10 protein-coding genes are annotated in these 12,840 nt (G+C 62.6%); 4 read left to right on the top strand and 6 right to left on the bottom strand.

What is annotated here, in order from left to right; genetic code table 11:
* Nucleotides 1-23: 23 nt before the first annotated feature.
* From hslU to GGQ66_RS12990, 3 genes are all read left to right on the top strand, one after another.
* A complete protein-coding gene (gene hslU / locus GGQ66_RS13000; RefSeq protein WP_183793151.1) occupies nucleotides 24-1,334 on the top strand; it encodes an ATP-dependent protease ATPase subunit HslU in 1,311 nt (436 codons plus the stop codon).
* A 154-nt stretch (nucleotides 1,335-1,488) separates the two neighbouring features.
* Nucleotides 1,489-2,439, top strand: coding sequence for a DUF1402 family protein (locus GGQ66_RS12995; protein WP_183793150.1), 951 nt, complete (start codon nucleotides 1,489-1,491; stop codon nucleotides 2,437-2,439).
* Between the two features lie 156 nt (nucleotides 2,440-2,595).
* Entirely contained in the window at nucleotides 2,596-4,767 is a 2,172-nt protein-coding gene (locus tag GGQ66_RS12990) for a malate synthase G (RefSeq protein ID WP_183793149.1), read from the top strand.
* 55 nt (nucleotides 4,768-4,822) lie between these two features.
* Here the strand turns inward: GGQ66_RS12990 and GGQ66_RS12985 are convergent, their stop codons facing one another.
* Both GGQ66_RS12985 and GGQ66_RS12980 read right to left on the bottom strand, forming a co-directional pair.
* Nucleotides 4,823-5,440: a LysE family translocator gene (locus GGQ66_RS12985; protein ID WP_183793148.1), complete on the bottom strand. Its 618-nt coding sequence runs from the start codon at nucleotides 5,438-5,440 to the stop codon at nucleotides 4,823-4,825.
* Between the two features lie 146 nt (nucleotides 5,441-5,586).
* Nucleotides 5,587-6,276 (bottom strand): L,D-transpeptidase, encoded by a 690-nt coding sequence (locus tag GGQ66_RS12980; RefSeq protein WP_183793147.1) that lies wholly within the window; start codon nucleotides 6,274-6,276, stop codon nucleotides 5,587-5,589.
* Nucleotides 6,277-6,458: 182 nt separating this feature from the next.
* Between GGQ66_RS12980 and GGQ66_RS12975 the strand changes: the two genes are divergently transcribed.
* On the top strand, nucleotides 6,459-6,959 hold the full coding sequence (locus GGQ66_RS12975) for an MmcB family DNA repair protein (RefSeq protein ID WP_183793146.1): 501 nt from the start codon (nucleotides 6,459-6,461) through the stop codon (nucleotides 6,957-6,959).
* Between the two features lie 24 nt (nucleotides 6,960-6,983).
* Here the strand turns inward: GGQ66_RS12975 and GGQ66_RS12970 are convergent, their stop codons facing one another.
* The 4 genes from GGQ66_RS12970 to lhpI all read right to left on the bottom strand — a co-directional run bounded on the left by GGQ66_RS12970 (nucleotide 6,984) and on the right by lhpI (nucleotide 12,486).
* Nucleotides 6,984-7,562, bottom strand: coding sequence for an ActR/PrrA/RegA family redox response regulator transcription factor (locus tag GGQ66_RS12970; RefSeq protein ID WP_183793145.1), 579 nt, complete (start codon nucleotides 7,560-7,562; stop codon nucleotides 6,984-6,986).
* A 153-nt stretch (nucleotides 7,563-7,715) separates the two neighbouring features.
* Entirely contained in the window at nucleotides 7,716-9,026 is a 1,311-nt protein-coding gene (locus GGQ66_RS12965) for an ActS/PrrB/RegB family redox-sensitive histidine kinase (RefSeq protein ID WP_183793302.1), read from the bottom strand.
* Between the two features lie 26 nt (nucleotides 9,027-9,052).
* Nucleotides 9,053-11,527, bottom strand: coding sequence for an ATP-dependent helicase HrpB (gene hrpB / locus GGQ66_RS12960; protein ID WP_183793144.1), 2,475 nt, complete (start codon nucleotides 11,525-11,527; stop codon nucleotides 9,053-9,055).
* An 8-nt stretch (nucleotides 11,528-11,535) separates the two neighbouring features.
* Nucleotides 11,536-12,486: a bifunctional Delta(1)-pyrroline-2-carboxylate/Delta(1)-piperideine-2-carboxylate reductase gene (gene lhpI / locus GGQ66_RS12955; RefSeq protein ID WP_183793143.1), complete on the bottom strand. Its 951-nt coding sequence runs from the start codon at nucleotides 12,484-12,486 to the stop codon at nucleotides 11,536-11,538.
* Between the last annotated feature and the right edge of the window lie 354 nt (nucleotides 12,487-12,840).

Genomic DNA, 12,840 nt, shown 5'->3' with positions numbered 1-12,840 from the left:
ATGGACGCAAGGACAAGAGCATCATGACGAATTTCTCCCCCCGTGAAATCGTGTCCGAACTGGACCGTCACATCATTGGCCAGCACGACGCCAAGCGTGCGGTCGCCATTGCGCTCAGAAACCGCTGGCGTCGCCAGCAGCTCGAAGAGGGGCTGCGCGATGAGGTCATGCCGAAGAACATCCTGATGATCGGCCCGACCGGTGTCGGCAAGACGGAGATTTCCCGTCGTCTGGCCAAGCTTGCCGGTGCGCCCTTCATCAAGGTGGAGGCCACCAAGTTCACGGAGGTCGGTTATGTCGGCCGCGATGTCGAGCAGATCGTCCGTGACCTGGTCGAGGTCGGCATCACCCTGACGCGCGAGAAGAAGCGCGCCGAAGTGGAGGCGAAAGCCCATCAGAATGCCGAGGAGCGGGTGCTCGACGCGCTGGTCGGCGCCACCGCTTCGCCCGCCACCCGCGAAAGCTTCCGCAAGAAGCTGCGCGCCGGCGAACTGGACGACAAGGAAATCGACATCGAAGTTGCGGACAGTGGCTCCGGCCAGCCGGGCGGTTTCGAGATCCCTGGCATGCCCGGCGCCAATATCGGCGTTCTCAACCTGTCGGAAATGTTCGGCAAGGCCATGGGTGGACGTACCAAGAAAGTGCACACCACGGTCGCCAAATCCTATCCGGACCTCATCCGCGATGAATCCGACAAGCTGATCGACAACGAGGTCATCCAGCGCGAGGCGATCCGTTCGGCTGAAAACGACGGCATCGTCTTCATCGACGAGATCGACAAGATCGCTGCCCGCGATGGCGGCGTGGGAGCCGGCGTTTCGCGCGAAGGCGTGCAGCGCGACCTGCTGCCGCTGGTGGAAGGGACCACGGTTTCGACCAAATACGGGCCGGTGAAAACGGATCACATCCTCTTCATCGCATCCGGCGCCTTCCACGTCGCCAAGCCCTCGGACCTGCTGCCGGAACTTCAGGGCCGTCTGCCGATCCGTGTCGAACTGAAACCGCTGACCAAGGAGGACTTCCGCCGCATCCTCACGGAAACGGAAGCAAGCCTCATTCGCCAGTACAAGGCGCTGATGGCGACGGAAGAACTGAACCTCGACTTCACCGAGGAAGCCATCGACGCGCTGGCCGATACGGCGGTTCACCTGAACTCGACCGTCGAGAACATCGGTGCGCGCCGCCTGCAGACGGTGATGGAGCGGGTGCTGGACGAAATCTCGTTCAACGCACCGGACCGCGGAGGCTCGGCTGTGATGATCGATTCGGACTATGTCCGCGAGCATGTCGGCGATCTCGCCCGCGATACCGACCTTTCGCGCTACATTCTCTGATCCTCTCGGCCCTGGTCTGGCGGGATTGTGAACGATCCCGCCTCGACAAAGCCGTTATGATTTCGTTAAAGGAGAGCCGCCTGACGGCGACTTTCCCCGCAATGACCCGATTCGGCCCGATCTGCCGGCGAGGGTGCGGCAGATCATGGATGGAATGGTGAAGCTTCGACGGATTATTCTGGCATTGACGGGCGCTCTGGCGCTGGCCTCGGCGGATATGGCACTGGCAGGTTCGCCTGTGCCCGAAGGTAATCGCAATGCTGAACAGCCGGCCATTCCCGGTTCCTCCGTTCGCCGCACCGCCGCGTTGAAATCGAGCTTCGACCGCAAATACGAGAAGGTGCGTGATCTTCTCGCCAGCGACCGGCAACTGATCGCCAAGATCAAGAAGACCGCATCGGCCTACGGCATCGATCCGATCCACATGATCGGTGCGCTTGTGGGGGAGCATACGTATAATGTCGATGCCTATGATCGACTGCAGAGTTATTACGTCAAGGCGGCCTCCTACACCGGCAATTCCTTCCGTTTCGGTTATGGCGACGAGACGATCACCGAATTCCTCGCGCGCCCGCAATTTGGCGAGTGCAAGCAATCCGACAGCTATGCACTGTGGACTTGCCGCGAAGACATCTGGGACAAGAGCTTCCGCGGCAGGAAGGTCGATGGAACGTCCTTCCCTGATAACCGTTTCAGCGCCGTTTTCTTCCAGCCCTTCTTTGCCGGCCAGACCTTCGGCCTCGGCCAGATCAATCCGCTGACGGCGCTGATGCTCTCCGACATGGTGGCGAAGAAGTCCGGCTTCGAAAAGCTGGACGAAAAGGATGCCGCCGGCGTCTACAAGGCGATCATGGACCCGGACCGGTCGCTTGCCTATATGGCGGCGATCATCCGCCGGGCGATCGACGATTACGACGACATCGCCAATGTCGATATTTCCAGCAATCCCGGGATTACCGCGACGCTCTACAATGTCGGGAATTCGCGTGATCGCGCCCGCCGGCTTGCGGCCCAGCGCGCGTCCGGCCAGCAGACCTGGCCGGAAGAGAACTATTACGGCTGGCTGGTCAATGACCGTCTGGCCGAACTCAGGAAGCTGCTCTGATCGTTTTCCCCGGCCGTTTTTTCGGCTGGAGACCAGCTGCGGCACGATTGTTTCCATTTCGGAAAAAATCTTTCAAACTTTTGCAGAATTGACCAAAATCGAAATCCGGGGAAACTGCACCTCACTGTAAAGGCGTTACGCCATGGGAGTTGAGATATGAGCCGGATTGAAAAGAACGGACTGGCCTTTGATGCCGGTCTTTATGAGTTCCTCGTCAAGGAAGCCCTGCCGGCAACGTCGGTCGATCCGGATGCCTATTTCGCAGCCTTCGCGGCCATCGTGAACGAACTTGCGCCGGAAAATCGCGCGCTTCTGGCCAAGCGCGACCGTTTTCAGGAACAGCTCGATGCCTGGTATCGCGAAAACGGTTCGCCTGATGATATGGCGGCCTATGAAGCGTTCCTGCGCGAAATCGGTTACATCCTGCCGGAAGGCCCGGCATTCAGCGTTACGACCGACAATGTCGATCCGGAGATCGCTGAAGTCGCGGGTCCGCAGCTCGTCGTTCCCGTCATGAACGCCCGCTATGCGCTCAACGCCGCCAATGCCCGCTGGGGTTCGCTCTATGATGCGCTGTACGGCACGGATGCGATTTCCGAGGCCGACGGTGCCGAGAAGGGCAAGGGTTACAATCCGAAGCGCGGCGAGAAGGTCATCGCCTGGGCCCGCGCCTTCCTCGATGGCAGCGCACCGCTGGCCGCCGGTTCGTGGAAGGACGTGAAGTCCTTCACCATCAAGAATGGAGCCCTCTTTGTCACGCTGCTCGACGGCACCGAAACCGGCCTTGCCAATCCGGCGTCCTTTGCGGGCTATAACGGCCCGGCGACAGCGCCGGAAGCGATCCTGCTCAAGAAGAACGGTCTTCATGCCGAAGTCCGCATCGATCCGACCTCGCTGATCGGCAAGACCGATCCGGCCGGCATTGCCGATGTCATCGCCGAATCCGCCCTGACCACGATCATGGATTGCGAAGACAGCGTTGCCGCCGTCGATGCCGAGGACAAGGTCGTCGTCTATTCCAACTGGCTCGGCCTGATGAAGGGCGACCTGACCGAAGAACTTGAAAAGAACGGCAAGACCATCATTCGCCGTCTGAATCCGGACCGCACCTACACGGCGCCGGATGGTTCCAGCCTGTCGCTGCATGGTCGCTCTCTGATGCTTGTCCGCAATGTCGGCCACCTGATGACCAATCCCGCCGTTCTCGACGCCGAAGGCAACGAGATCCCGGAAGGCATCATGGACGCCCTGGTCACCGGCCTGATCGCGCTTGTCGATATCGGCCCGAACGGTCGCCGTGCCAACTCGCGCGCCGGCTCGATGTATGTCGTCAAGCCGAAGATGCACGGTCCGGAAGAAGTTGCCTTCGCCTCGAAGCTCTTCGGCAAGGTCGAGGCCGCGCTGGGCATGGCGCCCAACACCATGAAGATGGGCATCATGGACGAGGAACGCCGTACCACGGTCAACCTCAAGGAATGCATTCGCGCCGCGAGGGAGCGGGTCGTCTTCATCAATACCGGCTTCCTCGATCGTACGGGCGATGAAATCCACACCTCGATGGAAGCGGGTCCGATGATCCGCAAGGGCGACATGAAGCAGGCTGCCTGGATTTCCGCCTACGAGCAGTGGAACGTCGATATCGGTATCGAATGCGGTCTCTCCGGGCATGCGCAGATCGGCAAGGGCATGTGGGCCATGCCGGACCTGATGGCTGCCATGCTGGAGCAGAAGATCGCTCACCCGAAGGCCGGGGCCAACACCGCCTGGGTGCCTTCGCCGACGGCCGCCACGCTGCACGCCACGCACTACCACACGGTTGATGTCGCCGCCGTTCAGGCCGGCTTCAAGTCGCGCCCGCGCGCCTCTCTCGGCGATATTCTCTCGGTTCCGGTCGCGTCGCGGCCGAACTGGTCGCCGGAGGATATCCAGCGCGAGATCGACAACAATGCCCAGGGCATTCTGGGCTACGTCGTTCGCTGGATCGACCAGGGCGTCGGTTGCTCCAAGGTTCCGGACATCAACGATATCGGCCTCATGGAAGACCGTGCGACGCTGCGCATTTCCTCGCAGCACATGGCCAACTGGTTGCGCCACGGCGTCATTACCGAAGCGCAGGTGTTCGAGACGATGAAGCGCATGGCCGCCGTCGTCGATCGCCAGAACGCCGGTGATCCGCTCTACACGCCGATGGCCGCCGATTTTGACGGTTCCGTTGCCTTCCAGGCCGCGCTTGATCTGGTCCTGAAGGGCCGCGAACAGCCGAACGGCTACACCGAGCCGGTCCTCCACCGTCGCCGCCGTGAATTGAAGGCGAAGCTCGCCGGTTGAGGTTCGAGTGTTGATGAACTGACGAGGGGCTGCCGAAGGGCGGCCCCTTTTCCGTTCAGCTTTTCTGAAGGGCAAGATGGGCTCCGAGCCCGATCAGCAGGGTTCCGCCCGCTTTGCGGGTCAGGCGCTGGACGGCGCTCGACCGCCTCAGCCGCGAGACGATCAATCCCGCGAGAAAGACGCAGACCACGTCAGCAAGTGTGAAGATGAGGTTGATCGCCACGCCCAGCACTGCGAACTGCATCCAGACTGGCAGGGCCGCTTTGCTGTCAATGAATTGCGGCAGGAAGGCGGTGAAGAAGATGATCGTCTTCGGATTGAGGATCTCGACGGTCACGCTCTCGATGAAGGCGCGGAAGCCGGCCTTCGGCGCGGGGCCTTCCATGTCCGGTGCGCGAAACAGCGAGATGCCAAGCCAGACGAGATAGGCAGCCCCGGCCATCTTCACGCCCATGTAGATGAGCGGCGCAGCGTGGAAAAGCACGGAAAGCCCCGCCGCCGCCGCGATGATATGGACATAGGCGCCAGTGTGAATGCCAAGCACTGCCATCAACCCGGCCTTGCGACCGCCAGCCATCGTCCGGGCGGCGGCATAAAGCATGGCCGGGCCGGGAATGAAGGCGAACACCGCCGTGGTGACGGCGAAGGCAAGCAAGACCTCGATGGAAGGCATGGTTTCCGATCCTTGTGATGCCGGATAGGGCGGCTCAGCCGAAGGTCGCAAAAAAAGAAGGCGCCGGCAATGCCGCAAGCGCTATGCCAAACGAAAAAGCCGCCGGATCGCTCCGGCGGCTTCTCGAAGAGGTCTTGCGGCGGTCCTTACTGGAGAACGACGACGCGGGTGCCACGGCCCGGACGGACGCGGCTGTAAAGGTCGATGACGTCCTGGTTGATGAGGCGGATGCAGCCCGAGGAAGCAGCCGTGCCGATGGAGGCCCATTCCGGCGTGCCGTGCAGGCGAAACAGCGTGTCGCGGCCCTTGTCATCGAAGAGATACATGGCGCGGGCGCCCAGCGGGTTCGTGATGCTCGGGCCCATGCCGTTCTCGACATACTTGGCGACTTCCGGCTTGCGGCCTGCCATTTCCTTCGGCGGATGCCAGGTCGGCCATTCCTGCTTCCAGGCGACATAGGCCTCGCCCTTCCAGGCAAAGCCGGCCTTGCCGACGCCGATGCCGTAACGAACGGCCTTGCCGCCCGGCAGTACGTAATAGAGGAAGCGCTTCGGCGTATCGACGACGATGGTGCCCGGCTTTTCCGACGTGGAGTATTCAACCACCTGGCGGTGGAACTGCTTGTTGACCTTGTTGATTGGAATGGCCGGCAGGGCATAGCCGGCATCGGTCACCGCGCCGTAGGAATCGGAGAAGATCTGGTTCGTTTCGATCTTCGCCGTCTCGACTGCCGGCGCCTTGTTGTCGGCGGAAGCGGTTTCAGACGTGGTGGAGCAACCGGCCAAGGCAAGCATTGCTGCCAGACTGGACAAAGTCAGGACATTGCGGGCGCGCATGATATTCTCTTCGTGAAACAGGATGATTCGGCGGTGCAGCAACCGCTCCTGTCAAAAGGTTATTTTCGATAAGACCGGGCTTGGCAAGCCGCCGTTGCGGGCTATCGCGGCCCACGAGTCTAATTTTATCGGCCATGGCCTTTTTGCAACATATGTTGCATTCCAGCCGCGGGTTAGGACGCATGACACTGATCAGTCTATCGGGCTCCGGCCCCCTTATCGATGGTCGCCAGTCGGAGGCGGCGCTTCTGGTGCGCCGGGGCGTTCAGCGCCTTCTTGAGGAGATGCGCCACGCCACGCTGCCGGAACTGCCGCTGGCCAGCGGTCGGCGAGCCGATCTCATCAGCGTTTCGGACAAGGGGGAGATCTGGATCATCGAGATCAAGTCCTCGATTGCCGACTTCCGTACCGACCGCAAATGGCCTGATTACCGCGCTCACTGCGATCGGCTGTTCTTCGCCACCCATGGAGGTGTGCCGGCGGATATATTCCCGGAAGAATGCGGTCTTTTCATCTCGGATGGATATGGCGCGCATCTCTTGCGCGAGGCGCCGGAACACCGGTTGCCGCCGGCCACGCGCAAATCCGCGATGCTGAACTTCTCGCGGGCTGCCGCGCGCCGGTTGATGGCGGCCGAATGGGCCGCCGGGGCTGACTGGAATCCAGGGATGTTGCCCGAATGAGGCTGTGATGTCGTGCTGGCGCCCTTATTTCGGGGCGCGCTTGGCAAGAATGCGCTGCAGCGTGCGACGGTGCATGTTCAGACGGCGGGCCGTTTCAGAAACGTTGCGCTCGCACATTTCATAGACGCGCTGAATATGTTCCCACCGCACCCGGTCTGCGGACATGGGGTTCTCCGGCACTTCGGCCCGTTCGCCAGGACGCTGCGTCAGCGCATGGTAGATATCGTCGGCATCGGCGGGCTTGGCGAGATAGTCGAGTGCGCCGAGTTTGACCGCGGTCACGGCGGTGGCGATGTTGCCATAGCCTGTCAGAACGATGACGCGGGTTTCGGCTTCGGTCTGGCGAAGCGCCTCGATGACATCGAGACCGTTGCCATCGCCGAGCCTCAGGTCGATGACGGCATATTTCGGCGGCCGGGCCTTTACCTTGGCAATGCCTTCGGAGACCGATTCGGCGGTCTCGACGGCAAAGCCACGCGTTTCCATCGCGCGGGCAAGGCGTCTCAGGAACGGGCCGTCGTCATCGACGAGCAGCAGGGTTTCCTCATGTTCCTTGTCCGTCTGGGACGTGGAGGGTGCGCCGTTCGGGCCTTTGTCCACCATCGCTTACCAATTCCTCTCAAGCCGTCGGAAACCCGCTGGCGGGCGGGCAACCGCTTCTTTTCCTGCACCGCCGGCATGTGTCAAGGCGACATATGCGGCAAAGGCAATCCTTCCCGGAAGACGGTTATGGCCATTAATTCCTGACGGGTAAAGTCATTTTCGTTTTATGGCTTCCATTCGCGAGCGCGGCCACTCGATCCGCACATTTGCCCCCGGTCGTTCTTCCGGACCGTTGAAAAAATCCAGCCGGGCGCCGGAGCGTTCCAGAAGCGTCTTGGCGATGAACATGCCAAGCCCAAGTCCACCTGCCTTGTCCGGTCGGGTTCGCTTGGTCACATAGGGCTCGCCGATATGAATGAGGACATCTGGCGCAAACCCCGGCCCGTCATCGGAGATCAGCAGGGTCACGCGCTCGCGATTGTGCTCCACCGTCACGGTGACCCTTTTCTTGGCGAAATCGACCGCGTTTTCGATGAGGTTGCCCAGACCGTAAAGAATGCCGGGATTGCGGTTGCCGACCGGTTCGTCCGCCCGCTCGGATTTCTCGATCAGCTCAAGTGCCACGCCGAATTCGCGATGCGGTGCCATCACCTCCTCGATCAGTGAGGAGAGGGGCAGGAAGCGCATGTGCTCCTCTCCCTCGGCGGAGAGCGACGTGAGCCGGCGCAGGATATCGCGGCAGCGTTCGCTCTGGCTGCGCAGCAGGGCCACGTCCTCGCGGAACCGGTCGTCGGGCTCCAGTTCACGCTCCATTTCCTTGGCAACGACGCTGATGGTCGCCAGCGGTGTGCCGAGTTCATGGGCTGCGGCCGCCGCCAGTCCGTCGAGCTGCGACAGATGCTTTTCCCGCTGCAACACCAGTTCGGTCGCCGCAAGCGCATCGGCAAGCTGCGTCGCTTCGCTGGAAATGCGGAACACATAGAAGGCGGCGAAACCCATGGTCGAAACCACGGCGCACCACAGGCCGACCTGCATCACCGGCTGGATATGCAGTTCCTCGCCCGGATACCACGGAATCGGAAAGGTGGAGAAGGCCTGGGCCGTCGTCGCCGAAAGTGCGATCACGAACAGAACCGAGGAATAGAGGAGCGGCTGTGCGGCAAAGGAAATGATGACAGGCACGCAGAGCAGCGGCACGAAGGGATTGCCGAGCCCGCCCGTAACGTAGAGCAGCGCGGCCAACTGGATCAGGTCGATGGAAAGCAGCGCCAGCGTCGCTTCCGCTGAAAGTCGCTGGGTGGAAGGGTAGCGCAGCGAGATGAAGAGGTTCAACGCGGCGAGCCCCCCGATCAACGCAACGCAGGTGGGCAGCGGAACGGGAAAGCCCAGAAGCAGCGCCACTGCCAGAACTGTCACCGTCTGGCCGCCGATGGCAAGCCAGCGCAGCCAGGAAAGCGTGTGCAGGCGAAGCGCCCGGCTATCATGCCCGAAGGTCACGTTGGCATCATTCGGCGTTGCATTCATGCGTTGCTCCTCGCTGTCGTCAGCCGTCATGTACCACGCGGCTTCGCCCGTGTCGTGGGGGCGGCGTCAGCCGGGTTTTCCGGCCATGGATGCTTGGGATAACGGCCGCGCATATCGGCGCGCACATCCTTCCACGAACCCGCCCAGAAGCCCGGCAGGTCACGGGTCGTCTGGATCGGCCGATGGGCGGGGGAGGTCAGTTCCAGCACCAGCGGCAGGCGACCGGCCCCGACGGACGGATGCACCTTCAGCCCGTAGAGTTCCTGCACGCGGATGGACAGAAGCGGCTCGGCGCCATCGTAATGGATGGGATGCCTTTGCCCGGTTGGGGCTTCGAAATGGGTCGGCGCCAACCGGGCCAGATCGCGGCTCACCGCATGCGGCACCAGCGACATCAACCCTTCCGTCAGGCTGCCGGATTTCACGTCGTCCAGACCGCGCGTCTCGTGCTGGAAGGGCTCGAACCATTCGTCAAGCCGTGCGATCAGCGCCTCGTCGCTCATGTCCGGCCAGGGTTCGCCCAGTGCCCGGTGCAGAAACCCGATGCGATCACGAAGCTGGCCTGCCTCCTTGCCGAAGAGCAGGGCGGCAAGCCCGAGCAGTCGCACGCCGTCGGCCAGCGCCTTGGCCGCCTTCGAGCCGGTCGGGCGGGGCAGGGGCGTTTCCTCCAGCACCAGCGCACCAAGCCGCGTGACGCGCCGTGCCCGCACCTGCCGGCTGTCCCGGTCGAACAGGCATTGCTCCTCGCGCCGGATCGCGGGCTTCAACTCCCGTTCCACCTCCGCACGGCTGATTTCCGCTGCTGCCAGAATACGTGGTTGGGCGGCACGCCCGGTCAGATCGGCCACCACCAGCATCTCGGCGGCGGAAAGCCGTTCCGTTTGGTCCAGTTCGCCGCCGCGTCCGTTCGCCAGAACGAAACGCCCGCGCCCGCTGCGCTGAAGCGCGATACGGTCCGGAAAGGCGTGCAGCAGAAGCGCACCGGGACGCGCGGCCTCTTCCGTCTTGCGGGCGCCGGGTTGTAGCGTTTCGGCCAGCCGCATCGCCAGCCGTCGGGCTGCTTCCGCGCGCGGCCCCTTTTCACCCTTGAAGCGGCGCAACCGGTCTTCAAGATCGGGGCTCTGACCACCAAGGCCCTGTTCGGTGAGCAGAACTCCAAGAAGGCAGGCTTCGAGTGCTTGTCCCTCAGCGGCGGCAGCGACGGCCATGGCCGCAAGGCGCGGTGGCAGCGCCAGCGAACGGATGCGCTTTCCGTTCTCGGTCAGATCACCGCTTTCATCGAGTGCGCCGAGTAGGATGAGCAGATTGCGCGCCTCCGTGAAGGCCGTCGGCGGAGGCGGGTCGATGAAGGCGAGCCCCGCAGGGTCCTTCACGCCCCAATGGGCCATGTCGAGAACCAGCGCCGTCAGATCGCTGGACAGAATCTGCGGCGGCGTAAAGGCCTGAAGTGCTGCCGTCTGCCCCGGATGCCACAGACGAATGGCGGTGCCCGGCCCGGTTCGCCCCGCGCGGCCCGCCCGCTGGTCGGCGGAGGCTTTTGACACCCGCACGGTTTCCAGCCGGGTGATGCCCGTGGCCGGCTCGAACACCGGCAACCGCTGCAATCCGCTATCGATGACGATGCTGACGCCATCGATGGTGATAGAGGTTTCGGCAATGGACGTTGCCAGCACGATCTTGCGGCGTCCAGCGGGTGCGGGCCGGATGGCGGCATCCTGCTCCTTCTGCGTCAGGTTGCCATAAAGCGGCGTGATATCCGTGTCCGGCCCGAACCGGCCTTCCAGCCGCTCGGCGGTGCGCAGGATCTCCGCCTGCCCCGGCAAAAAGGCAAGGATGGAACCGGCGGAAGAGGCATGAGCCTCGCGGATGGCGCGCGCCATCGTATCCTCGATCCTTTCGCCGGCCGGTCGGTCGCTGTGGCGGACATCGACGGGAAAGGAGCGCCCCATGCTTTCGATGGCGGTCGGATTGCCCAGCAGTTCGCCGACCCGGTCGACATCGAGCGTTGCCGACATCACGAGAATGCGCAGATCCGGGCGTAGCGCCGATTGCACGTCAAGCGCCAGCGCCAGCCCGAAATCCGCGTCCAGCGAACGCTCATGGAACTCGTCGAAAATCACCGCCGCCACGCCTGCCAGTTCCGGATCGTCCAGCACCATGCGTGCGAAGACGCCCTCCGTCACCACCTCGATGCGGGTGCGGGTGGAAATGCGGCTGTCGAGGCGCATGCGATAGCCGACCGTTTCCCCGACCGGCTCGCTCGCCAGTTCGGCCATGCGTCCGGCCGCAGCGCGCGCGGCCAGACGGCGGGGCTCCAGCAGCACGATCCTGCCGTCACCCCGCCAGGTCTCGCCCAGCAGATAAAGCGGCACGAGCGTCGTCTTGCCCGCGCCGGGCGGTGCGGAAAGAACGGCGCGCCCCTCGCCGGCCAGCGCCTTGCCGATTTCCGGCAAAACCGCGGACACGGGCAAGACGGGCAGTGATTCACGTGAAAATGCCATTCTTTGTCTTACGCGGTTTTGCCGGTCGTACGCTCATAGGCGAGAATGGCGCCTGCCAGGTCTTCCAGCGCCGCACCGACCGATTTGAACAGCGTGATCGCCGAAGGATCCGTGCGGCCCGGCTTTTTGCCGCGCACGAGTTCAGAAAGTTCGGAACGGATGTCGCTGCGAATGATGACGCCGTTCAGAAGCGGTTGAACGAGGTCGCCGCCCTCGTGCAGCGCACCTTCATAGGTATCGACGTGGATTTCCGCGCGACGAACAGCTTCATCATCGCATTCGCGCATGGTGGGTTTGAAGGCGCCGATCAGGTCGAGATGGGCGCCGGGCTTCAACCACTCGCCATGCACCAGCGGTTCCGAAGACAGGGTGCAGCAGGAAACGATATCCGCATGGCGAACCGCTGCTTCGAGATCAGACACAGCCTCGGCGGCAAAGCCCAGCGCCCGCGCTTCCGCCGCCGTCTTTTCCGCGGCTTCAAGGCGCCGCGCCCAGATGCGGAAGCGTTTCAAGGGCAGAACGCTCGCATGGGCCTGAATGAGATTGAGCGAAAGCCGGCCGGCACCAACCACCAAAAGCTCTTCGGCATCCGGTTGCGCCAGATACCTGGCCGCGAGTGCCGAAGTCGCAGCCGTGCGTCGTGCCGTCAGTTCGCCGCCCTCGACAGCCATCAACATCTCGCCCGTCTTGCCGGAGGACAGAAGATAGGTGCCGAAGATCGCCGGAAGCGCGCGCAGATGATTGTCCGGGAAAACCGAGAGTACCTTCACGCCTATATAGCGGCCCGGCACCCAGGCAGGCATCATCAGGAAGGTCGCATTCGCTTCGCCGGGCACCTCGACATCGTGGTGGTGGCGAAGCGGCATAACACATTCGCCCGCAAACATGGCTTCAATCGCATTGATCAGATCGGCCCAGGGCAGAGCCGCCCTTGTGGCTTCGAGGTCGAGAACCCGCATGAAAACTCCTTGGAACACGCGGCGGAACCGCTGTGCCGGTCATTGCATTATAGAGATTAGCCCTGTGGCAAGAGCGCGGACTTTGCCCCAGCGATATGGGCTTGGCAAGGTTCAGCTTGTGGCGCGCGGCGAGAGCAGGCCAGACGCGGATGTCCGGCCTGTTTCGACGCTGTTTTCGATGGTTTGCTCAAGGCATGTCGAAATATTCCATTAAATATCAATTACTTATAAGAAAAGTGACGATTGGATGAAATTGGATGTTGACGGTTTGGGTGTGGTGGTTCTATAAGCCGTGTCACTGACGAGGGCGGCGGCGCTGCTGGCGACCGACGAACTCGCTCCTGAGACTGGCGG

The sequence above is a fragment of the Allorhizobium borbori genome (genome assembly GCF_014196535.1).
Taxonomy (GTDB): domain Bacteria; phylum Pseudomonadota; class Alphaproteobacteria; order Rhizobiales; family Rhizobiaceae; genus Ectorhizobium; species Ectorhizobium borbori.
This window is presented reverse-complemented; position numbering and strand designations above follow the sequence as displayed.